Source organism: Mesorhizobium oxytropidicola (genome assembly GCF_056174625.1).
In genome coordinates, this window is record NZ_CM149692.1 from 2,108,699 (window position 1) to 2,130,959 (window position 22,261).

Annotated in this window: 24 protein-coding genes; 17 read left to right on the forward strand and 7 right to left on the reverse strand. The window is 63.7% G+C overall.

What is annotated here, in order from left to right; translation table 11 throughout:
- Window positions 1-51 precede the first annotated feature (51 nt).
- The 6 genes from AC0V8S_RS10590 (at window position 52) to AC0V8S_RS10615 (ending at window position 6,135) form a co-directional block, all read left to right on the forward strand.
- Complete coding sequence (locus tag AC0V8S_RS10590) at window positions 52-348, forward strand: sarcosine oxidase subunit delta (RefSeq protein ID WP_095199452.1); 297 nt, start codon at window positions 52-54, stop codon at window positions 346-348.
- Window positions 345-3,338, forward strand: a complete 2,994-nt coding sequence (locus AC0V8S_RS10595; RefSeq protein WP_475437644.1) for a sarcosine oxidase subunit alpha — start codon at window positions 345-347, stop codon at window positions 3,336-3,338. Before AC0V8S_RS10590 ends, AC0V8S_RS10595 begins: the two co-directional genes overlap by 4 nt.
- The gene (locus tag AC0V8S_RS10600) at window positions 3,331-3,915 is read left to right on the forward strand and encodes a sarcosine oxidase subunit gamma (protein WP_475437645.1); all 585 of its coding nucleotides are present in this window, start codon (window positions 3,331-3,333) and stop codon (window positions 3,913-3,915) included. Before AC0V8S_RS10595 ends, AC0V8S_RS10600 begins: the two co-directional genes overlap by 8 nt.
- Window positions 3,916-3,974: 59 nt before the next feature.
- Window positions 3,975-4,205 carry a hypothetical protein gene (locus AC0V8S_RS10605; RefSeq protein WP_183463003.1) on the forward strand — a complete coding sequence of 77 codons (231 nt, stop codon included), beginning with the start codon at window positions 3,975-3,977 and terminating at the stop codon, window positions 4,203-4,205.
- Window positions 4,206-4,283: 78 nt separating this feature from the next.
- Complete coding sequence (locus AC0V8S_RS10610; protein ID WP_475437646.1) at window positions 4,284-5,069, forward strand: ThuA domain-containing protein; 786 nt, start codon at window positions 4,284-4,286, stop codon at window positions 5,067-5,069.
- Window positions 5,070-5,085: 16 nt separating this feature from the next.
- Window positions 5,086-6,135, forward strand: a complete 1,050-nt coding sequence (locus tag AC0V8S_RS10615) for a Gfo/Idh/MocA family protein (protein ID WP_475437647.1) — start codon at window positions 5,086-5,088, stop codon at window positions 6,133-6,135.
- 45 nt (window positions 6,136-6,180) lie between these two features.
- Here the strand turns inward: AC0V8S_RS10615 and AC0V8S_RS10620 are convergent, their stop codons facing one another.
- From AC0V8S_RS10620 to AC0V8S_RS10645, 6 genes are all read right to left on the reverse strand, one after another.
- On the reverse strand, window positions 6,181-6,429 hold the full coding sequence (locus tag AC0V8S_RS10620; RefSeq protein WP_183462997.1) for a DUF680 domain-containing protein: 249 nt from the start codon (window positions 6,427-6,429) through the stop codon (window positions 6,181-6,183).
- A gap of 188 nt (window positions 6,430-6,617) precedes the next feature.
- Entirely contained in the window at window positions 6,618-7,262 is a 645-nt protein-coding gene (locus AC0V8S_RS10625; RefSeq protein ID WP_095199446.1) for a TetR/AcrR family transcriptional regulator, read from the reverse strand.
- A 104-nt stretch (window positions 7,263-7,366) separates the two neighbouring features.
- The gene (locus AC0V8S_RS10630; protein ID WP_475437648.1) at window positions 7,367-8,143 is read right to left on the reverse strand and encodes an SDR family NAD(P)-dependent oxidoreductase; all 777 of its coding nucleotides are present in this window, start codon (window positions 8,141-8,143) and stop codon (window positions 7,367-7,369) included.
- Between the two features lie 12 nt (window positions 8,144-8,155).
- Window positions 8,156-9,190 (reverse strand): phosphotransferase, encoded by a 1,035-nt coding sequence (locus AC0V8S_RS10635; protein ID WP_475437649.1) that lies wholly within the window; start codon window positions 9,188-9,190, stop codon window positions 8,156-8,158.
- Window positions 9,187-9,672 (reverse strand): MaoC family dehydratase, encoded by a 486-nt coding sequence (locus tag AC0V8S_RS10640; protein ID WP_280515956.1) that lies wholly within the window; start codon window positions 9,670-9,672, stop codon window positions 9,187-9,189. The genes AC0V8S_RS10635 and AC0V8S_RS10640 overlap by 4 nt, the downstream gene beginning before the upstream one ends.
- A 39-nt stretch (window positions 9,673-9,711) precedes the next feature.
- Window positions 9,712-10,527 carry an SDR family oxidoreductase gene (locus tag AC0V8S_RS10645; RefSeq protein ID WP_475437650.1) on the reverse strand — a complete coding sequence of 272 codons (816 nt, stop codon included), beginning with the start codon at window positions 10,525-10,527 and terminating at the stop codon, window positions 9,712-9,714.
- A gap of 116 nt (window positions 10,528-10,643) precedes the next feature.
- Here AC0V8S_RS10645 and AC0V8S_RS10650 point away from each other — a divergent pair, with 116 nt between their 5' ends.
- The 8 genes from AC0V8S_RS10650 (at window position 10,644) to AC0V8S_RS10685 (ending at window position 17,045) form a co-directional block, all read left to right on the forward strand.
- The gene (locus tag AC0V8S_RS10650; RefSeq protein WP_475437651.1) at window positions 10,644-11,885 is read left to right on the forward strand and encodes an acyl-CoA dehydrogenase family protein; all 1,242 of its coding nucleotides are present in this window, start codon (window positions 10,644-10,646) and stop codon (window positions 11,883-11,885) included.
- A 58-nt stretch (window positions 11,886-11,943) separates the two neighbouring features.
- Window positions 11,944-12,981 (forward strand): zinc-binding dehydrogenase, encoded by a 1,038-nt coding sequence (locus AC0V8S_RS10655; protein ID WP_475437652.1) that lies wholly within the window; start codon window positions 11,944-11,946, stop codon window positions 12,979-12,981.
- Between the two features lie 74 nt (window positions 12,982-13,055).
- Window positions 13,056-13,535, forward strand: coding sequence for a hypothetical protein (locus AC0V8S_RS10660; protein WP_183462985.1), 480 nt, complete (start codon window positions 13,056-13,058; stop codon window positions 13,533-13,535).
- A gap of 140 nt (window positions 13,536-13,675) precedes the next feature.
- Complete coding sequence (locus tag AC0V8S_RS10665; protein WP_475437653.1) at window positions 13,676-14,338, forward strand: glycosyltransferase 87 family protein; 663 nt, start codon at window positions 13,676-13,678, stop codon at window positions 14,336-14,338.
- Entirely contained in the window at window positions 14,332-14,856 is a 525-nt protein-coding gene (locus AC0V8S_RS10670; protein ID WP_475437654.1) for a hypothetical protein, read from the forward strand. Before AC0V8S_RS10665 ends, AC0V8S_RS10670 begins: the two co-directional genes overlap by 7 nt.
- Window positions 14,849-15,823 (forward strand): glycosyltransferase family 2 protein, encoded by a 975-nt coding sequence (locus tag AC0V8S_RS10675; protein WP_183462982.1) that lies wholly within the window; start codon window positions 14,849-14,851, stop codon window positions 15,821-15,823. The genes AC0V8S_RS10670 and AC0V8S_RS10675 overlap by 8 nt, the downstream gene beginning before the upstream one ends.
- Window positions 15,820-16,638 (forward strand): ChbG/HpnK family deacetylase, encoded by an 819-nt coding sequence (locus AC0V8S_RS10680; protein ID WP_183462980.1) that lies wholly within the window; start codon window positions 15,820-15,822, stop codon window positions 16,636-16,638. Before AC0V8S_RS10675 ends, AC0V8S_RS10680 begins: the two co-directional genes overlap by 4 nt.
- On the forward strand, window positions 16,635-17,045 hold the full coding sequence (locus AC0V8S_RS10685; RefSeq protein WP_183462978.1) for a GtrA family protein: 411 nt from the start codon (window positions 16,635-16,637) through the stop codon (window positions 17,043-17,045). The genes AC0V8S_RS10680 and AC0V8S_RS10685 overlap by 4 nt, the downstream gene beginning before the upstream one ends.
- A gap of 62 nt (window positions 17,046-17,107) precedes the next feature.
- Here AC0V8S_RS10685 and AC0V8S_RS10690 read toward each other — a convergent pair whose 3' ends face one another.
- Window positions 17,108-17,935: a MurR/RpiR family transcriptional regulator gene (locus AC0V8S_RS10690; protein ID WP_183462976.1), complete on the reverse strand. Its 828-nt coding sequence runs from the start codon at window positions 17,933-17,935 to the stop codon at window positions 17,108-17,110.
- A gap of 136 nt (window positions 17,936-18,071) precedes the next feature.
- Between AC0V8S_RS10690 and AC0V8S_RS10695 the strand changes: the two genes are divergently transcribed.
- From AC0V8S_RS10695 to AC0V8S_RS10705, 3 genes are all read left to right on the forward strand, one after another.
- On the forward strand, window positions 18,072-18,890 hold the full coding sequence (locus AC0V8S_RS10695) for an N-formylglutamate amidohydrolase (protein WP_183462974.1): 819 nt from the start codon (window positions 18,072-18,074) through the stop codon (window positions 18,888-18,890).
- Window positions 18,891-18,912: 22 nt separating this feature from the next.
- On the forward strand, window positions 18,913-20,451 hold the full coding sequence (locus tag AC0V8S_RS10700) for an amino acid permease (protein WP_096450011.1): 1,539 nt from the start codon (window positions 18,913-18,915) through the stop codon (window positions 20,449-20,451).
- A 208-nt stretch (window positions 20,452-20,659) separates the two neighbouring features.
- Window positions 20,660-22,216, forward strand: coding sequence for an amino acid permease (locus tag AC0V8S_RS10705; RefSeq protein ID WP_183462972.1), 1,557 nt, complete (start codon window positions 20,660-20,662; stop codon window positions 22,214-22,216).
- Window positions 22,217-22,261 lie beyond the last annotated feature (45 nt).

Genomic DNA, 22,261 nt, shown 5'->3' on the forward strand with positions numbered 1-22,261 from the left:
GCTTTGCAACCAACCGGCCATCGGCCACGGCGAATTGTAGGAACGAACAGAATGCTTCTCATCCGCTGCCCCTATTGCGAGGAAGAGCGCCCGGAGCTCGAATTCCGCAACGCCGGCGAGGCGCATATTGCGCGCTCGGCCAACATTGCCGGCGAGAGCGACGACGACTTCGAAAAGTTCTTCTTCATCCGCTCGAACCCCAAGGGCATCATCTATGAGCGCTGGCGGCACATGCATGGCTGCGCGCGCTTCTTCAACGCCGTGCGCGACACCGTCACCGACAAGTTCGTCATGACCTACAAGGCCGGCGAACCCAAACCCGCCAAGCTGCCGGGAGTTGCCAAATGAGCGGCGCGTTCCGCATCCCGAGAGCCGGTCGCCTCAGCCAGGCCAAGACCGCGCGGTTCAGCTTCGACGGCCAGTCCTATGCCGGCATCGAGGGCGACACGCTGGCCTCCGCACTGCTCGCCAATGGCGTGCATCTGGTCGGCCGCTCGTTCAAGTACCACCGGCCACGCGGCTTCCTGTCGGCCGGCGCGGAAGAGCCCAATGCGCTGGTGCAGATCGTGCGCGACGACGCGCGCAAGACGCCGAATGTGCGCGCCACCGTGCAGGAGCTCTATGACGGGCTCGCCGCCAATTCGCAAAACCGCTGGCCGTCGCTGTCCTTCGATGTCGGCGCGGTCAATGACCTGGCGTCGCCGATGTTTTCGGCCGGTTTCTACTACAAGACCTTCATGTGGCCGAAGGCGGCCTGGAAGAGCCTGTACGAGCCCAAGATCCGCGAAGCCGCCGGCCTTGGCGTTTCGCCGGACAAGCCCGATCCCGACCATTATTCCTCGCGCTACGCGCATTGCGACGTGCTGGTGCTGGGCGGCGGTGCCGCCGGCCTCGCAGCGGCATTGGCGGCGGCCGAGACCGGTGTGCGCGTCATCCTCGCCGATGAGCAGGCCGAGTTCGGTGGCAGTCTGCGTTTCGAAACCGGTGCGAAGATCGACGGCCAGGACGGTTTTGTCTGGGCACAAGCAGCAATCGCCAAGCTCGCCGCCATGGACAATGTCCGCGTGCTGTCGCGCACCACGGCGTTCGGCTATTACGCGCAGAACTTCGTCGGGCTGGTCGAGCGTGTCAGCGATCATTTGAAGGCTCCCGGCCATGATTTGCCGCGCGAGCGGCTGTGGCAGATCAGGGCCAAGCGCGTCGTCCTGGCCTCCGGCGCCATCGAGCGCCACATGGTGTTCGCCAACAATGACCGGCCGGGCATCATGCTGGCGGGTGCGGCGCGCACCTTCCTCAACCACTATGGCGTAGCGGTCGGCAGGAATGTCGGCGTCTACACGGCCAATGATTCCGCTTACGCGGCGGCGATCGACCTGAAGAAGGCCGGCGTCAACATCGCGGCGATCGTCGATCTGCGCGACAATCCGACCGGTCCGGTGATCGACGAGGCGCGGGCGCTCAGCATCGAGGTCAATTTCGGCCGCGCGGTGATCCGTGCCGGCGGCAAATTGCGGGTGTCGTCGATGACCGTGCAGCCGAAGAATGGCGGCGGCGAGCGCACCATTCCCGTCGATGCGATCCTGATGTCGGCCGGCTGGACGCCGTCGGTACACCTGTTTTCGCAGTCGCGCGGCAAGGTCGCCTTCAACGACGAGACCAAGCGCTTCGTGCCGGGCACCTATGCGCAGGACTGCGTTTCCGTCGGCGCCTGCAACGGCACGGACGGCTTGTCGGCAACGATGGACGAAGCCTATGCGGCCGGCGCCATTGCGGCCAAGGATGCCGGCGCCAAAACCACCAAGGGCACGAAGCCGAAGGTCGACGCCTCGGAGAGCTGGTCGCGCGGCATGCTGGGTGCCGCACCCGGCGCCGGCCCGGACATGACGGTCAAGGCCTTCGTCGATTTCCAGAACGATGTCACCGCCAAGGACATCCGCCAGGCGGTGCATGAAGGCATGCGCTCGATCGAGCACGTCAAGCGCTTCACCACCAACGGCATGGCGACCGACCAGGGCAAGACCTCGAACATGCACGGTCTGGCGATCGCGGCGGAAACGCTGGGCAAGCCGATCCCCGAGGTCGGCCTGACCACGTTCCGCGCACCCTATACGCCGGTCACTTTCGGCGCGATCGTCAGCCATGCGCGCGGGCCGCTGTTCGACCCGACGCGCAAGACGGCGACGCATCCGTGGGCCGAGGCGCAAGGTGCGGTGTTCGAGGATGTCGGCCAGTGGAAGCGCGCCTGGTATTTCCCGAAGGCCGGCGAAGACATGCATGCCGCGGTCGACCGCGAATGCGTCGCGGTCCGCACGACGGCCGGCCTGTTCGATGCCTCGACGCTCGGCAAGATCGAGGTGGTCGGACCGGATGCGGCCAAGTTCATGGAGCTGCTCTACACCAATCCGTGGGAGAAGCTGGAACCCGGCCGCTGCCGCTATGGCATCATGCTGCGTGAGGACGGTTTCATCTATGATGACGGCGTCGTCGGCAGGCTGGCGCCGGACCGTTTCCATGTGACGACGACGACCGGCGGCGCGCCGCGCGTCATGAACCACATGGAGGACTATCTCCAGACCGAATTCCCGCATCTCAATGTGTGGCTGACCTCGATCACCGAGCAGTGGGCTGTCATCGCGGTGCAGGGGCCGAAATCGCGCGACATCATCGCACCGCTGGTCGAAGGCATCGACATGTCGGATGAGGCGCTGCCGCATATGTCGGTGCGCGAAGGCAAGATCTGCGGCGTGCCGACAAGGCTGTTCCGCATGTCGTTCACCGGCGAGCGCGGCTTCGAAGTCAATGTGCCGGCCGATTACGGCCAGGCCGTCTGGGAAGCGCTGTGGGCCGAAGGCCAGAAGCATGGCGCTACCGCCTACGGCACCGAGTCCATGCACGTGCTGCGCGCCGAGAAGGGCTACATCATCGTTGGCCAGGACACGGACGGCACGGTGACGCCGAACGACGCCGGTCTCGACTGGGCGGTCGGCAAGAAGAAGACCGACTTCGTCGGCATCCGCGGTATGGCGCGGCCGGATCTGGTCGCCAAGGGCCGCAAGCAACTGGTTGGCCTGAAAACCAAGGACCCGAAGGTGGTGCTGGAAGAGGGCGCGCAGATCGTCGAGGATCCCAAGCAGGCGATCCCGATGAAGATGATCGGTCATGTCACTTCGAGCTACTGGTCGCAGAATTGCGGCCGCTCGATCGCGCTGGCGCTGGTCGCCGGCGGCCGCGACCGGATGGGCGACACGCTCTATGTGCCTATGCCGAACGGGGTGATCGAAGTGGAGGTTACCGGCATGGTGTTCTTCGACGAGACGGGAGGCCGCCTCAATGGCTAAGGCTGCTGCAAAGAAAACGGCTGCGGCCGCATCGCCTTCGGTCGACCGCCGTCCGGCATTGGCTGGACGCGCCGTCTCCGCGACAGGCGTCAAGGTCGAGGTGCTGCCGCCGGCGGAGCGCATCTCTCTGCGCGCGCCGGAGGCTTCGGTCGCGGCGCTTTCCAAGGCGCTCGGCCTGACCTTGCCGAAGAAGCCGAAGACTTCCGCGTCGAAGGCAGGCCGCACCGCTTTGTGGCTCGGCCCCGACGAGTGGCTTGTCATCGACGAGGGCGCAAACGATCCGCTCGCCGACTGTGCGACGGTCACCGCGCTGCATTCGGCGGTCGGCATTTCACACCGCAACATCGCGATCTCGGTCACCGGTCCGGCGGCCGAAGCCACGATCAATTCGGGTTGCCCGCAGGATCTGTCGCTCGACGCCTTCCCGGTGGGCGCCGCTTCGCGCACCATCCTCGGCAAGGCCGAGATCGTGCTGTTGCGCACCGCCGCTGACGCCTTCCGGGTCGAATGCTGGCGTTCCTTCTCGGATTATGTCTTTACTTTCCTGTCCGAGGGAGCCCGCGACGCGGCTGGCTGATCCCGGAACGTTTGCCGCCCGCGTTCGTTGTGCGGCAACAGGTCGAGGGAGAAATGCCGATGCCGTCAAAGTCCGCGCCGAAGTCGCCGGTGAAAAAGACACCGGCCGTCCGCTCGCTTGAGCATGAGCAACACGAAGCGTCGAGCGCGGAAGAGGAACTCGAGGAGGGCCTCGAGGACACGTTTCCGGCCAGCGATCCGGTGTCCATCACCAGTTCGGCGATCCCCGGCGGGCCCGCCAAGCCTGGCAAGGCCAAGACCGTCCCTGGACGGAAACCCCGCAAGCGCTGATTTTCAGCAATTTTGGTCGAAAGGCATCTTCCCAAGATATCGCCAGTTGAGATATTCAAAGCGCTTTGGAGAGGAAAAATGCCGATAAAAGCTGTTGTCTGGGGCGAGAATGTCCATGAGCAGACCAATGCCGCCGTGCGCGACCTCTATCCGCTGACCATGCATGGCACGATCGCCGCCGCGCTCAACCACGACAAGGGCATCGAGGCGACCACCGCCACCTTGCAGGAGCCCGAGCACGGCCTGAGCGAGAAGCGCCTGGCGGCCACAGATGTGCTTTTGTGGTGGGGCCATGCCGCCCATGGCGAGGTCAAGGACGAAATCGTCGAGCGCGTGCAGAAACGGGTCTGGGAAGGCATGGGGCTGATCGTGCTGCATTCCGGCCACTATTCGAAGATCTTCAAGCGGCTGATGGGCACGCCCTGTTCGCTGAAATGGCGCGAGGCGGGAGAGCGTGAGCGCGTCTGGGCAATCAACCGCAGCCACCCGATCGCACAAGGCATCGGCGAATGCCTGGAGATCGGCGAGACGGAAATGTATGGCGAGCCGTTCGCGGTGCCGGAGCCGCTCGAGACGGTGTTTGTCTCCTGGTACGAGGGTGGCGAGGTGTTCCGCTCCGGGCTGACCTACCAGCGCGGCGCGGGCCGCATCTTCTATTTCTCGCCCGGCCACGAGACCTATCCGATCTATCACAATGAGGGCGTGCAGCAGGTGCTGCGCAATGCCGTGCACTGGGCGCATAACCCGGCGCCCGCATGGGCCGGCATCACCAATGCGCCGAACGTGCCGACGAACAAGGCCAAGGAGAAGATCGTGCAAAAGGGCCTGCGCCTGCATGCCGATGGCGACAAGGGGTTGAGTTAATGAGGGACCTGATCTGATGCATCGCCTGCTCTTGCTCGGCACCGGCTGGATCGCCGGACATCATATCGAAGAGTTCGCAAAGGTTCCTGGCTGCAGTATCGTCGCCTGTGTCGATCAGCTGCCTGGCCGCGCGGCGGCCTTTGCCGCTGCCAACCAGATCGGCGTTTCTTTCGAGAGCCTTGAAGCGGCGATCGCCTGGGGCGAGTTCGACGCCGCCATCAACGCAACGCCGGACGGTGTGCACAAAGCGACGACGCTGGCGCTGCTTGCCGCGGGAAAACATGTCTTTTGCGAAAAGCCGCTGGCGCCGAATCATGCCGATGCGCTTGCCATGACCGAAGCGGCCGAGGCCGCAGGCCTCGTCAATATGGTCAATCTCACCTACCGCAATTCACCGGCGATCCAGGAAGCACGGCGTCTGGTGTTGGCGGGCGCGATCGGCGAATTGCGCCATGTCGAGGCGAGCTACAAGCAGAGCTGGCTGGTCAGCAAATCCTGGGGGGACTGGCGCGTCGAGGACAAATGGCTGTGGCGCCTGTCGAGCCGGCACGGTTCGACCGGGGTTCTGGGCGATGTCGGTATCCACATCCTCGACTTCGCCACCTATGGCGCGGCCCAGGATATCGTCAGCCTGAATGCCGATCTGGTGACGTTTCCGAAGGCCGAAGGCGATCGGATCGGCGACTATGTGCTGGACGCCAATGACAGTGTGGCGATGACGGCACGGCTCACATCCGGCGCGCTGGCGACGATCATGGCGAGCCGCTACACAACCGGCCATGGCAATGACCTGTCGCTGACGCTGCATGGCACCAAAGGAGCGCTCAAGGTCGAGACCGATGGCAAAGCAGCGCGGCTGTCGGCATGCCTGGGAAAGGACGTCGATGTTCAGCTCTGGCGTGAGCTAGCCTTGCCGGATGTCAAGCGCAACGCCCGGCGTTTTGTCGATGCGCTGGATGCCGGGCAGAATGGCGATCCGTCCTTCCGGCGCGCCGCCGTTATGCAGAAGCTGATCGACGCGGCCTTCGAGAGTTCGGCGGCCAGGCTGCCGGTCACGCTCGGCTGACATATGCTTCTGGCCGGCTCGTGCCGGCCAGAAGCGCGCAAAACTTTAGAACGCGCTCGGCACGATCCACGGGTTGATGCCGATGCCGAGGCGCGGGCCTTTGCCTTCAGCATTGTTTTCCGTGGCGCCCTTCTTCTCGACCGAGCCGGTCGAGGCGCAATCCAGCTTCACATTGGTCTTGGTGTCGACGCAGGTCGCGGCCGGCACGTGCTTGACCGGGTGGGTGGTGTTGGCGGCGAAGGCCGAGCCGGAAAGTGCCAGCACGGCGGCGAGGGTGAGGAGGGTCTTTTTCATTGTCAGTCTCCGTTTTCGACGGGTAAATCTTTTCCGTACATGTACGGTGCTACGTACAGATACGTCCGCCGATCGCGAAGTTCAAGCCAAAATCGTACGCGTACGGTAAAATTTTGTTAACCAAGAAATTCGCCCTCCGGTAGGCCGGGGAAGGTCGCGAGGAAGTATGGAAACGAAGGAGTTGGCGTTCAGCAGTTGACCGGAGTCTCGGTCAGCGGCGGCACGTTCTGCGTGCTGAGTGCGGCCAGTTGGAAATCGCACATCCGTTTCACGAAAGCATGCGGGTCGCCGAAGGGGTAGAACGGAAAGGTGATCAACAGCGAGATCGTGCCGTGGCCGACCGCCCACAGCATGGTGGCGATGGCGCGCGGATCGCCCTGCAATTTTCCGGCGGCGACGCAGGCCTCGACCCGGCTGATCAGCGCCTTCATCGCCGGGTTGGCCTCGTGCATTTCTTGAAAACTCTGGCCTTCCGGCGGCCTGGTCTTCTCGGTCATGAAGACGGTGCGGTATTCGTTGGGATTGCCGAGGCCGAAGGCGGCATATTCGGTCATCACCGCCTGCAAGGCCTCGATCGGATCGTCGGACGGATGCTCCTCGATGCGGCGGGCAAGCGTCTCGAAGGCATCTTCGGCCAGCGCGAACAGAATGTCCTGCTTGTCGGCGAAATAGGAATAGACCGACATCGGCGCATAGCCGACCCGCTTGGCCAGTTTGCGGATGGTCAGGCCTTCATAGCCTTCTTCCCGGACGAGCTTGTGCGCGGCCTCGACCAGCTCGGAGCGCAGCTCGGCCTTCTGTTTTTCGCGGCGTTTCTGGACGCTCGGCGGCAAGTCTGGGGCCTCTCGGTGGGTGTCTGGGGTTGATGGTATCTGGCTAAATTATATACGCTGTACGGAAACGGACAAGGGCGCCGCGGGTTCCCAAGCGGTAGGTATCAGATCGCCCCGACGCCGCCGTCGACGGCCAGCGCATGGCCGGTCATGAAGGAGTTGGCCGGGTCGGCGGCGAACAGGATGGCGGTGGTGATTTCGTCGACTTCCGCCACGCGCTTCATCGGCACGCCGCGCGTCAGTTCGGCCAACGCCTCTGCCTCCGGCGCGCCGGAGACGCGCACGAAGCTGTCAACCACCGCCGTCCTGGTGTGGGCAGGGCAGATGGCGTTGATGCGCACACCCTTGGTCGCGTATTCGGCGGCGGCCGATTTGGTCAGCCCGACGACGCCATGCTTGGCGGCGGCGTAGACCGAAAGCTTTGGCGCGCCGACCAGCCCGGCAACCGAGGCGATGTTGACGATGGCGCCGCCCTTGGCCGTGGCCTTGAACTGTTGCTCCATCTGCGGGATCTGATGCTTCATGGCATAGAAGACGCCGAGCAGGTCGATCTCCAGCACGCGGCGGGCTTCGTCCGACGGCACCTGCGGCAGGCGCACGAAACTCTGGACGATGCCGGCATTGTTGATGGCGACATCCAGCCGGGCGAATCTTTCGACCGCCAGCCTGACCAGGTCCTCGGACAGTTTCTCCTCCGCTACGTTGCCGGCCAGGATCGCGGTTTCGGCCGGCAAGGTCGCGGCAAGACCGGCGAGCGCCTTTTCGTCGATGTCCGACAGCACCAGCCGGGCGCCTTCGGCGGCAAAGCCTTTCGCGGCACCCCTGCCGAGGCCGCCGGCGGCACCCGTGATCAGCACCGTTGCTCCGTCAAAGCGGCCCATCCCGTCTCCCCATCAATTCTGCTTGTCGATCAGTCTGGCGGCGAGATGCGAAAGCAGTTTCACCGCCTCGCCATAGGTCCTGGCCTTTTCCGGATTGGAGGCGTTGCCGTCCAGCGCGCGCTTGTAGACACCCTGGCAGATCGCCGCCAAACGGAAGAAGGAGAAAGCGAGGAAGAAGGTCCAGTTGCCGATATCGCTGAGCCCGCGCCGCCGGCAATAGGCGGCGACATAGTCTTCTTCCGAGGGCAGGCCGAGCGCCGCGCGGTCGATGCCGCCCAGGCCGCGAAAGCCCGAAGCATGCGGCAGGCGCCATTGCATGCATTGATAGGCGAGGTCGGCAAAGGGATGGCCCAGCGTCGACAGTTCCCAGTCGAGCACCGCGATGACCCTTGGCTGGTCCGGCGCGAAGATCAGATTGTCCAGCCGGTAGTCGCCATGCACCAGCGATATCAGGCCGTCATCAGCCGGCATATGCGTTTCCAGCCAGGCGATCAACTGGCCCATGTAGGCAATGGTGCCGGTTTCCGAAGCCCGGTACTGGCTGGTCCAGCGCGCCAGCTGCCGCTCGAAATAATTGCCCGGCCGGCCGAAATCGCTGAGACCCACGGCCTCGACATCGACATCGTGCAGCGCCGCGAGCGTGCCGTTCATGGCGTCGTAGATCGCGGCGCGCTCGTCATTGTCGCGCGCCTCAAGCAGTGCCGGATCCCAGAAGATGCGGCCGTCGAGGAAATCCATGACATAGAACATGCGGCCGATCGGCGAGTCCTCGGCCGACAGATGCAGCGTTGCCGGCACCGGCACGGCGGTGCCGGCAAGCGCCTTCATCACGCGGAATTCGCGGTCGACCTGATGCGCCGATTTCAGCAATTGCCCCGGCGGCTTGGCGCGCAGCACATAGCGGCCGCTGGCCGCCGTCAGGAGATAGGTCGGGTTGGACTGGCCGGATTTGAATTTTTCGATTGAAGCAAGCCCGGAAAAGCCGGGGATTTCCGCCTCGAGGTAAGGCGCAAGCGCTGCCCGGTCGAGCGCGTTGGCGTCGCTCATGCGGTCTCGGGCTGGCGTTCGATCAGCGTCAGCGTCAGCCAGCGGGCGGTCAGCGCCGGTTTCTTCGAGCCCTCGATCTCGATCGTCACGTCATGCGCGGTCTGCACCCAGCCGGATGGCCTGACCTTGACATCGGCCAGTACGAAATGGGTGCGGATGCGCGCGCCGGTCTTCACCGGCGCCAGGAAGCGCAGCGAATCGAAGCCATGGTTGACGCCCATCTTGCCGTTTTCCAGCGGCGGCATGGTCTCGAACGTCATTGCCGACAACAGCGACAGCGACAGGAAGCCATGCGCGATGGTGCCGCCGAACGGCGTCTCGCGCTTGGCCCGCTCAGGGTCGCAGTGGATGAACTGGTGGTCGTCGGTGGCGTCGGCGAACTGGTCGATCATGCGTTGCGTGACCACCCGCCACGGCGAGATGCCGACTTCCTTGCCGACACTGGCCAGAAGCACATCGAGACTGATCGGTTCCACGCTCATGTCCTCCAGTTCACCTCCGGCTTCTACGGCCGGAAAATGTCATTCCTTGAACAAGGTCAATCCATGCTGCACCGACTGCCCACCGTCGATCGGCAGGATGGCGCCGGTGACATAGCTGCCTGCACGGCTGCACAAATAGAGCGTTGCGCCGGCAATGTCATCCGCCGCGCCGATACGGCCGATCGGAACATGACTACCGACATGTCTAGCCTGCTCATCCGTACCGGTGGCAAAGGCCGTCATGCGGCTCTGGAAGGGGCCGGGAGCAAAGGCGTTGACGGTGATGCGGCGGGCGGCGAACTCCAGCGCCAAGGTGCGCGTCAGATGATGCACTGCGGCCTTGGACGCCGTGTAGGAATAGGCGTCGTCGGCCAGCGGCTGCGTGCCCATCACCGAACCCAGATTGATCACCCGGGCCGGATCGGCGTCGCTGGCGGCTGCTTCGAGCAACGGCAGCAATTCGCGCGTCAGATGGAAGACCGCGGTGACATTGACGCCGAACACCTTGGCCCATGCCGAATAGGGAAAACTTTCCAGCGGCGCGCCCCAGGAAACGCCGGCATTGTTGACCAGAATGTTGAGCCTGTCGGTCCGTGCCTTGACCTCGGCGACGAGCGCGGCGATGCCAGCCTCGCTGGAGACATCGCCGGCAAAGCCCTCGGCCCGACCCGGGGCGCCGAGCGTGTTCAACGCATTGGCGACCTTGATGCAATCCTCGCCCTTGCGCGAGGCGATCATGACGCTGGCGCCGGCTCTGACCAGCGCTGTCGCCGCCATGCGGCCGATGCCGGTCGCCGCGCCCGTCACCAGCGCGGTCTTGCCGGCCACCGAAAACAGCTCGTCGAGATAGGCCATCACAATCCTCCGCGCACGGCATGCGGGCAAAACAGTTCGCGTTGACAAGGCTATCCGAAGTACGGTCATCCTTGCCACTGACAAAATGCCGGGCCTCTATGAAGGGTTAGCGACCGATGACGGAGATGAATCTCGGCATGACCGAGCGGCTGAAGCCGATCCACGCGCGCGTCGCGGCCATGGTGCGCGACGAGATCATGCCGCTCGACAAGGAATTTTTGGGCGAGGTGGGCAAGGCAGGCAACCGCTGGACCTACAGCGCCCGCCAGAGCGAGATCCTCGAAGGACTGAAGAAGACCGCAAAAGAGCGTGGCCTGTGGAATTTCTGGCTGACCGGCTCGGAACGCGGCTACGGCCTGTCCACCGTCGAATACGCCTATCTCGCCGAGGAGATGGGCAAGGCGCATCTCGGTGCCGAGACCTTCAACTGCTCGGCCCCCGACACCGGCAATATGGAGGTGCTGGAGCGCTACGGCTCGGCCGACCACAAGAAAACATGGCTTGAACCGCTTTTGGACGGAAAAATCCGCTCGGCCTATCTGATGACCGAGCCGGATGTTGCCTCGTCCGACGCCACCAACATTTCGATGCGCTGCGACCGGCAAGGCGAAGACTATGTGCTCAATGGCGAAAAATGGTGGGCATCGGGCGCCGGCGATCCACGCTGTGCCATCTACATCGTCATGGTGCGGACCGGCGGCGACGGGGAGCCGCAGCACCGCCGCCATTCGATGATCCTGGTGCCTGCGGACACGAAAGGCGTGACCAAGGTCCGCGCCATGCAGGTCTATGGCGACGATGACGCGCCGCATGGCCATATGCACCTGCGCTTCGACAATGTCAGGGTCCCGGCAACAAACCTGATCCTCGGCGAGGGCAGGGGGTTCGAAATCGCACAAGGCCGGCTCGGTCCCGGCCGCATCCATCACTGCATGCGCGCCATCGGCCAGGCCGAGATGGCGCTGGAGATGCTGTGTCAACGCTCGGTGCGCCGCGAGGCCTTCGGTCAGCCCCTGGCAAAACTCGGTGCCAATTTCGACATCATCGCCGAGTGCCGCATGGAAATTGAGATGGCGCGGCTGCTGTGCCTCAAGGCGGCGTGGATGATCGACCAGGGCGATGCGCGCGCCGCTGCCCCATGGATCAGCCAGATCAAGGTCATCGCACCGCGCGTCGCACTCAAGGTTACCGACGAGGCGGTGCAGATGTTCGGCGCGCAAGGCATCAGCCAGGACACGCCGCTGGCGCGCTCGTGGACGCATCTGCGGACATTGCGCCTCGCCGACGGGCCCGACGCCGTGCATCGCCGCCAGGTGGCGCGGACGGAGCTGAGGAAATACACGCAGGAGAAGGTCTGAGCAGCAGCTCGGTCCTCTGCGCTATGGTCCTTCTGCCAACAACCAAGGAGTGTCACCGATGACCATCCCCTCCGAAATGAAGGCACTGCTCCTGGTCGGCGACGGCTACACCAAGACGCCGAGCGGCAGTTTGCTCGAGGCGATGGAGCCCTATCTCGAGCCGGGCAGCATCGCGGTGCCGTCGCCCGGACAGAGCCAAGTGCTGATCAAGGTCAGCCTGGCTTCGATCAACCCATCCGATGTCGCCTTCATCAAGGGCCAGTACGGCCAGCCGCGCGCCAAGGGCCGGCCGGCTGGCTTCGAGGGTGTTGGCACCGTCGTCGCCGGCGGCGACGAGCCCTATGCCAAGAGCCTCGTCGGCAAGCGCGTCGCCTTCGCCACCGGCCTCAGCAATTGGGGCTCGTGGGCTGAATTTGCCGTCGCCGAGGCGGCAGCCTGCATTCCGCTGCTCGACACGGTTCGCGACGAGGATGGCGCGGCAATGATCGTCAATCCGCTCACCGCCATCGCCATGTTCGACATCGTCAAACAGGAGGGCGAAAAGGCCTTCATCATGACCGCCGGCGCCAGCCAGCTTTGCAAGCTGATCATCGGCCTTGCCAGGGAGGAAGGGTTTCGGCCTATCGTCACCGTGCGCCGCGACGAGCAGATCGCGCTGCTCAAGGAGATCGGCGCGGCCCATGTGGTCAACGAGAAGGCGCCGGATTTCGAAACCATGCTGCGCGAGGTGATGAAGGCCGAACAACCGCGCATCTTCCTCGACGCGGTCACCGGGCCGCTGGCCTCGGCCATCTTCCATGCGATGCCGAAACGGGCGCGCTGGATCATCTATGGCCGGCTCGACACCGACGCCACCATCATCCGCGAGCCCGGCCAGTTGATCTTCCAGCACAAGCATATCGAGGGCTTCTGGCTGAGCGAATGGATGCGGCAATTCAAGGAGCGGCGCGGTTCGGCGATCCTGGAAGCGCAGAAGCGTTTTTCCGACGGGCGCTGGTCGACCGACGTGACAGCCGTCGTGCCGCTCGCCGAGGCAATCGCGCGGGTGCCGGCGGAACTGGCCAAGCCCAACGGCAAGGTTTTCATCCGGCCTTGAGTGACCATGACCGAGTGAGATGAAGTCCGGCAACTGCAAAGAAACGGGGGCTGCTTATGAGAAGATGGTGGTTTGTGCCGATCGTCCTGCTGTCGATGGTCGGCACCATCGGTGCGCAGGCTGCCGACAAGTTTCCGCCGTTTTGGCGCAAGGCCATGACGAACGATCCGAATACGAATTACTTTCTCAAGAAATATTCCGCTCCCCTGGACGACCCCGCCGCGACCGCGGTCAGGAACATCATGCTGGCGCGGGTGGTCGGTGCCGAATGTCAGTCGTCCAGGCTCAACAAGGCCAAGATCAAAGCCTACCGCGACAGGACGATAGCCCCGCTCACGCCCGAGCAACTCAAAGCAGCAGCATTCGACAGTGGTATTGCGTTGCGCGGTTTCGGCTACCAGGATCTCGCTTACCTTTGTGCCGGCATCGACTATCAATTCGGACCGAAAGGGGTGCTCATCCCGGGGGCTGTTTCAACCGGCAAGGGTGAGCCAAAGCATCGATACGACCCGAGCAATCCCTATTTTAGCCTGCCTGAATTTACAGGCGACTAGTCAGGTCGCCTGCTTCGGGGTGGCGAAGATGCGCCGATCAATCCCCCTATGCCTCGCCGCTTTGTCCGTGATATGCCGCCGCCATCGTATGCCGGGACAGTGCTGGACCGAGCCTGTTCCGGGTGTTGTGGGGTGTCTTGATGACGATGTCCAAGCTGGTTTTCGACCGTTTGGGACTTGGCCTGTGGATCGGAGCGTTCCTGGTCGTTCTTGTCCTCGTCCTGCTGGCGCCCGACACGCGCAGCGTGCTGTCGGCCTACAGATATGGCAGCCAGGAATTTCTGGCCGGCCGGCCGCTCTATGATCTTCAGTCCGAGATGGGGTATCTCTACGCCCCGGCCTTTGCCGCGCTCTATGTTCCGCTGTTCAAGCTCGGCCCACATCTGGGCGGCCTGGTGTGGCATATCATCGGCTTCGCGGTGCTGACCTTCGCCGCGATGCGGCAGGTGCGCAAGCTCGGCGGCGGGGAGTTGCCATGGTTGCTGTCCTTCGGGCTGTTCCTTGCCCTGCCGATGGCGCTGGGGGCGATCCGCAACGGCCAGGCGACGATCCTGTTGACCGGCGCCTGCTGGCTTCTCACCTTGTCGGCGCTCGAAGGACGGCGCGCCGAAACCTTCTTCTGGGGTTCGGTCGCCATCATCGCCAAGCCGACAGCGATCATCATGCTGTTGTTGGTGGGCGCCCTGCGCCTGCGGCTGATACCGGTGCTAGTGCTGGCGGTGCTGTTCGTGCTCGCACTGCCTTACGCTTTCGCTCCCGCAAGCTATCTCAACGACCAGTATCGTGTTTTGGCCAGATGCTGACCTCGATGGCCGTCGACAACACCAGCCATTTCGTTCCCACCGATTTCACGGCGCCGTTCACCCGTGTGGGGCTGCCCCTCCCGGAATTCGGCGCCACGATCGTGCGCATCGTCATGGCCCTGTTCACGCTTTCAGCCGTCATCTGGTTCGACCGCAAGCTCGAACGCGGAACGGCTGGTCTCGCCATCTTCCTGACGGCGACGTTCTACATGTGTGTCTTCAACCCGCGCGTCGAGCCCAACACCTATGCCATGATCGCCGTGCCCGCCGGTCTCGCTGTCGCCTTGTTGTGGCGCGAGGAACGCGGCGGTGCTCTGGCGTCGGTGCTCGCGGTGACCCTGTTCCTGACAGGGCTAACCGGCGTCGAGCGCCATATCCAGGATTTCACCTACCCTTGGTTCCGGCCGATCGCGGTCACCGTTATCGCCAGCTCCCTGATCTGGTGGTTCTGGGCGAAAGCAGGAGACAAGGTGACGCGAGGCAAGATGATGAATGAAAGGCCTGTCGCAAATGGCTAAGTCGCGGCCCGTTCTCGATATCGTGGCGCCGTTCTTCAACGAGGCACAATCGGCGTCGGCCTTTGCCGCATTGCTCGACAAGCTTGAAGCCGAAGTGTCGCAGCGCTTCGGCATGGAAGTCCACAAGATCCTGGTCGACGACGGCAGCCGCGACGATGGCGCCGAGCGGTTTTCGCGGGCGCTGTCGGGGTCCTGGGAGATCGTGCGGCTCAGCCGCAATTTCGGCAAGGAGGTCGCGGTGCTCGCCGGCCTCGACCAGTCGCGCGGCGACATGGCGCTGGTCATGGACGCCGACCTGCAGCATTCGATGGACACCAGCCTGAGGATGATCGCCGAGCTGGTGGAAAACCCGGATATCGATGTCGTCTTCGCGCAGAACGACCGCCGCGAGGCCAGCTGGCGGCGCAGCCAACTCGCGAAGCTGTTCTACAGCCTGATCAACAGCAGCCAGCGTTTCGACATTCCGGAGAACGCGGGGGATTTTCGCGTCATGCGTGGCGCCGTGGTGCGCGCACTGACGAGCCTGCGCGACAAGCGGCGCTTCAACAAGGGCCTGTTCGCCTGGGCGGGCTTTCGCCAGAAAGCCATACAATACTCGCCGGAAAACCGCGCTGTCGGCACGTCGAAATGGAGCCGGCTCAACCTGATCGCCTTCTCGCTGGAAGGGTTTACGTCGTTTTCCGTCATTCCGCTGCGCATCATCAGCCTGAGTGGGATGCTCGCGGCGTTGGCGGGCATCATCTACGGAGCCAAAGTGTTCTTCGAGGTGCTGTTCTACGGCATCGCCGTCCCCGGCTATCCCAGCCTTATGGTCGCCGTCGTCCTGCTCGGCGGTCTCAACCTCACCTTGCTCGGCCTGATCGGCGAATATGTCTGGGTCACGCTTTCGGAAAGCAAGGACCGGCCGGTCTATCTCGTGCGCGATGTCGTGCGCGGCGACGTTTCGGACAGGCCACCAGGCCCATGACGCGGCGCATCCGCCTGATTGCCGACGACTACGGCCTGGCGCCTGGCGTCTCCACCGCGATTCTCGACCTGCTCGATCGCAGGCGCCTGACCGGCACCAGCTGCATGACCGGCTTTCCGGAATGGCCTGTGGAGGCTGAGCGCATAAAGCCGCTGTGTGGTCGTAAGGCGGTCGGGCTGCACCTGACCCTGACGGACCAATCGGCTGTCACCGGCCGGTCGAGCCTGGCGCCGGAAGGCCGGCTGCCGCCGCTGCGTTCCTTGGCACTGCCGGTCCTGCGCGGAAACATTAACGAGCGGGATGTCCATGCCGAGCTCGACGCGCAGTACAGCCGCTTCGTCGAAGCGCTTGGCCGCCAACCTGACTTCATAGACGGGCACCAGCACGTGCATTTCCTGCCCGTCGTGCGCAAATGGCTGCGGGCGCATTTTTCCGAAGCTGGCGGCAGGCCGGCGCTGCGCGGTGCGCCGGCGCTGGGCAATGCCGCCGTGGCGCCGAAAGTCGCGGCAATCGCTGCCGTGGCTGCCGGCTTCAACCGCTCGATGGCGCGCGCCGGGTTCGCCCTTTTCGCGCCGCTGACCGGCATCTATGACTGGCGGCAACCCGATAGATTTGCTCCGGTTCTGCAGGCCGCTGTCGAGGCGCTGCCGGAACGAGGCCTGTTCATGTGCCATCCCGGCCATGTCGACGAGACGCTGCGGGCGCGCGACCCGATGCAAGGCGTGCGCGAGGTGGAATACGCGGTCCTGGCCTCGGACGCCTTCGGCGCCAGCCTCGCCCGCGCCGGTGTCGAGATCATGGACGGCAAGGGATGAGCGGCACGGACCAGCCCCGCCGTTCGACCGGCAGCAAGATCGTGCGCTTTGCCATTGTCGGGCTGGCGAACACGGCGATCGACCTTGCCGGCTTTTTCCTGCTGCTCAAGCTGCATGTCCCGCCGCTGCCGGCCAACGTCATCTCATGGTCGATCGCCGTCGTCTTCTCCTTCGTGGCCAACGGCTTCTGGTCGTTCGAGCGCAACCACGCCATCCGGCTGCATGATGCTTTCCTGCGTTTCGTTTCGCTCGGGGCGCTGATTTCGCTCGGCGTCTCCAGCCTGTCGATCGCACTGTTCGCCGGCATCGCCGGAGTGTGGCCGGCAAAGATCGGCGGCGTCATCGTGGCGGCGGTGCTGAATTTCCTTGCCGCGCGTTGGTCGATCGAAGGCCGATTGCTGAAATAGGCTTACTGCGCCGCGCGGATGTTGTGTCCCGCGCTACAAGACATCAACTTCCCATCTTTGCCCTAACGCAGCCCTTCCATTTCCCGAATACGCCGGGCCCCGTCGGCCTCGAGCTGTCTGGTGACGGCACCGATCAGCGTTTCGGCGACGACGAAAAGTGCTGCCGAGGAATCCCATGCGGACGGCACAGCGGTTCGTCCGGCGATGACGTGGCGGGCAAAACGGGCAATCGGCGACAGCCACTGGTCGGTGAACAGCACGATCTGGACGCCGCGCTGATGCGCCTTCTCGGCGAAGCGGACGAGGCTGTCCTGGTAGCGCCTGATGTCGAAGATCACCAGCACGTCGCGCTTGCCCATGTCGATCAGCCGGTCGCGCCACATGCTCTCCTGGCCGGCAAGGTGAAAGACATCGGGCTGGATGACGGCGAGGTGGGCGGCCATGTAACGCGCCAGCGGATCGGTGAAGCGGCCGCCGATCAGGAATGTCTTGCCACGCCGGTCGGCAAGCCGCGCGGCGATATCCGCAAGCTGCTTGTCGGAGAGGTGGCGGAAGGTCTCGCGCATATTGTCGAGCGTCGCTTCCAGCATCGGCGACACCGTGCCACCGCCGGGCAAGGGCGGGTTCAGCGTGCGTATCGCCGGCGACTGCAGCTGCGCCGCCAGTTCGTCCTGCAGGCTCGACTGGAATTCCGGATAGTTTTGGAAGCCGAGCCGGGCGACGAAACGCAGGATCGTCGGCGAGGAGACGCCGGCCGCGGTCGAGAATTCGGCGACTGTCTTCAGGCCGATCATCGGATAGCTCGCAATCAGCGTCTGCGCCGCGCGCCGTTCGCCGGCCGGCATCGTGCCGAGGCGGTCGGCGATCAGTTCGGCAATGCTGGAAATCATCTTTTCCCCCACCCCTTGGCCTGGCCCACGAGATCGCATTTGACAAAGCCGGGCAAAGTGTATGAAATCATCCATAGGGACGCAATGAGGCAAAATACGTAACATACGATACAGCGCTCCCCGGGGACCGCAGACTATGGAGAAAGCACGGCCCGCCAGCCTTGCATCGTCCGATACCGTGAGGGTTACCAACCCGAGCGGATCGAGCCCTTTCGTGCTGACCTGCGACCACGCTTCCAATTTCCTGCCCGCCGGATTCGGTACGCTCGGCCTTGCCGCCGAAGACTTGTCGCGCCACATCGCCTGGGATCCCGGCGCGCTGCCGGTGGCGCTGCGCATGGCGCAGGCGCTCGATGCGACGCTGGTCGAAACCCGCATTTCCCGTCTCGTCATCGACTGCAACCGGCCGCTCGACGCGCCGGACCTTGTGCCGCCGGTCAGCGAGACCACGGCGATACCGGGCAATACCGGCCTGACGGAAAAGCAGCGCGCCGAACGGGTCGCCCTGTCATGGCAGCCGTTTCACAGCGCCATCGAGCATATCGTCGAAGACAGGCTGGCGCGCGGCCAGGAGACCCGCCTGGTCTCCGTGCATTCCTTCACCCCGGTCTACAAGGGCTACACCAGGCCGTGGCATATTGGCATTATCCATGATGAGGACCGCCGGCTGGCGTCACCGCTGATATCGGCGCTCAAGCGGCTTGCCGGCATCACCGTCGGCGTCAACGAGCCGTATTCGCCTGCTGACCGCGTCTATTTCACGCTGGAACGGCATGCACGCTCGCGCGGGCTGCCCTGTGCGATGATCGAAATCCGCAACGATGAAATCGCCGGCGAGACCGGGCAGCGGAAATGGGCGGATCTGCTCACGGGCATTTTTTCGAATCTGGAGCCCGTGGAGGCCAAGGGCTCCCGACAACGCGCAATGGGAAAGTCAGTTCAATCGGCCAGCTAAGAACCATAAGGGGAACTCCAGCATGACAACGGATCACACAGAGAAATCGGAGGACGTAAAGATCCTTCACAGTATGGGCTACGCCCAGGAACTGGCCCGCCGCATGAGCGGCTTCTCCAACTTCGCCATATCCTTCTCGATCATTTGCATTCTGGCCGGTGGCATCACCTCATTTCCGCTGGCCATGGGTACCGGCAGCGGTTTCGAGGCGACCGTTGGCTGGGTCATCGGCGGTGTCTTCGCTCTTATCGTCGCGGCCTCGCTCGGCCAGATCGGCTCGGCCTATCCGACCGCCGGCGGCCTCTATCACTGGTCGTCGATTCTCGGTGGACGCGGCTGGGGTTGGGCAACGGCCTGGATCAACCTGCTTGGCCTGATCTTCGTCGTGGCTTCGGTGAATGTCGGCGTCTATCTGCTGTTTCAAGGGCTCGTCGCGGGTCCGATCTTCGGTTGGGACACATCGACCTGGGGGTTCTGGCAGCAGACGGCGGCAGTCGTCTTGATTACCGTCACCCAAGGCCTCTTCAATCATCTCGGCATCAAGACGACGACGATGTTGACCGACTTTTCCGGCTATCTCATCCTCGTTGTTGCGGTCGTGCTGACGCTGACTTTCCTGATCTGGGGCGCGCATGGCTTCGATCTTGCGCGGCTGACGACTTTCGTCAACACGACCGGCGATCCCGGTGGTGGCTATGTTCCGACGGCTCGTACGGCGCTCGTGGCCTTCCTCATCGGTCTTCTCTATCCGCTTTATACCATCACCGGCTTCGACGCCTCGGCGCACACCGCCGAGGAAACACACAACGCCCGTGTCGCTGTGCCTAGAGGCATGATCCACGCTGTGCTGTGGTCTCTCGTCTTCGGCTTCGTGATGGCGGTTTCTTTCGTTCTCGCCAGCCCCGATCTGGTCGCGACCGCCAAGGATGGCGGCAACGCCTGGTTCAACCTGTTCAACAACCTGCCGGCGCCAACCTGGCTGAAGGCTCTGCTCGGCATCGCCATCGTGCTGTCGAACTATCTGTGCGCGCTGGCCGGGCTCACTTCGACCTCGCGTATGATCTTCGCCTTTTCGCGTGACGGAGGTCTGCCTGGGTCGTCCTTGTGGAAGCAGGTTTCGCCGACCTGGCGCACGCCGGTACCTGCCATCTGGCTCGGCGTGGTGCTCTCGATCGCCGCCACGCTCTATTCGCCGGCTTTCGCGGCGCTCGCTGCCGGTTGCGCTCTCTTCCTTTACGTCTCCTATGCCATGCCGATCGCAGCCGGACTTCTTGCGGAAGGCAAGAGCTGGACTGAGTTCGGTCCGTTCCGTCTCGGCGTCTGGTCAAAGCCGTTCGCGGTCATCACCGTGCTCGGTGTCCTGGTGTTGATGTATGCCGGCATCCAGCCTCCCTTCGACATCCTGATCAACTACGCCATCGGACTGATCATTCTGCTCGTGGTTCTATGGTTCGGCATAGAATCGCGTCGCTTCAAGGGTCCGCCGATCGGTGCCGACATTGCTCGTCGCGCGGCGGAGATCGCGGCTGCGGAAAAAGCGGTCGGCCAGACAGCCGGCTAACGGCAAGGCAATATCGCCCGATCGGCTCAGGCCGATCGGGCACCCCGTCGACCATCAGTTTTCAGTTTGAAAGATGTTATCAAGTGGCCGGGAATTTCTTGTCCGATCCGTTGAAGAAGAAGTTTCCGGCGACGGGATTTACGCCGTGCTGGCCTGCATCGTCGGTATGCAGGACCGGTCCAGCAGAGAACCATAGGGGAATTCCGAGATGACAACACCCGGTTATACAGATTCAGACAAGGCGGAGGACGTAAAGGCCCTCCACAGCATGGGCTACGCCCAGGAACTGGAGCGGCGCCTCAGCCGCTTCTCGAATTTCGCGGTTTCCTTCTCCATTATCTGCATCCTGTCGGGCGGCATCAATTCGCTGGCGCAGGGCACGTCCGGCGCCGGCGGCATCGGCATCGGCGTCGGCTGGCTGGTCGGCTGCTTCGTATCGCTGACCTTCGCCGTCGCCATGTCGCAGATCAGCTCGGCCTATCCGACAGCCGGCGGCCTCTACCACTGGGGGTCGATCCTCGGCAATCGCGGCACCGGCTGGGTGACGGCCTGGCTCAACCTGCTTGGCCTGATCACCGTGCTCGGCGCCATCAATGTCGGCACCTGGACGTTCTTCGTCGGCGCCTTCGGGCCGGCACTCGGCATCGAGGGCACGCTGACCAACCAGATGATCTTCCTGGTCGTCATCACCGGTCTCCAGGCGCTGATCAACCACCTCGGCATCAAGCTGACCGCGAAGCTGACCGATTTCTCGGGCTATCTGATCTTCTTCGGCGCGATCCTCATCGCCGTGGTCTGCCTGATTTTCGCCGAGCATTGGGATGTCAGCCGTCTGTTCACCTTCCACAATTATTCAGGTGATGCAGGCGGCGGCGTCTGGCCGTCGGTGTCGAATGCCTGGGTGTTCGCGCTCGGCCTGCTGCTGCCGATCTATACGATCACCGGTTATGATGCCTCGGCGCATACGTCGGAGGAAACCATCAAGGCGGCATCTTCCGTGCCGCGCGCCATGGTCATGTCCGTGGTCTGGTCGGCCTTGTTTGGTTATCTGTTCCTGGCCGCTTTTGTGCTGATGATCCCGAACATGGACGACGCTGCCAAGCAGGGCTGGAACGTGTTCTTCTGGGCCTTCGACCAGCGCGTTCCCTCCGGTATCAAAGAGTTCGTCTATCTCGTCGTGTTCGTCTCGCAGTTGCTCTGCGGTCTCGCCACGGTGACGTCGGCCTCGCGCATGATCTTCGCCTTCTCGCGTGACGGCGGCCTGCCGGGTTCCTCGGCTCTGGCCAAGGTCAGCCCAACCTACCGCACGCCGGTGGCGGCGATCTGGACGGCGTCGATCCTGTCGGTGCTGTTCGTCTGGGGCTCGACGCTGGTTTCGGTCGCCGGTACTTCGGCCTACACCATCGTGGTGTCCTGCACCGTCATCTTCCTGTTCTTGTCCTTCACCGTGCCAATCGTGCTCGGCATGCTGGCCTGGGGCACGCCGAAGTGGGACAAGATGGGGCCGTGGAACATGGGGCGCGGCGTCTTCATGCTGTTTGCCGTCCTGTCGATCGTGTCGATGATCCTGATCTTCGTCATCGGCATCCAGCCGCCGAACGACTGGGCGCTCTACATCACCGTCGGCTTCTTCATCCTGACGGCGATCGTCTGGTTCGCCTTCGAGCGCAACCGCTTCCAGGGCCCGCCGCTCGGCGACATCATCGCCGCGCGTCAGGCGGCGATCAAGGCAGCAGAACAGGCGGTCGGCGAGACCGGCCACTGACATCGACCATCAAAGCCATGGCCGGCATCGCGCCGGCCATGGTTT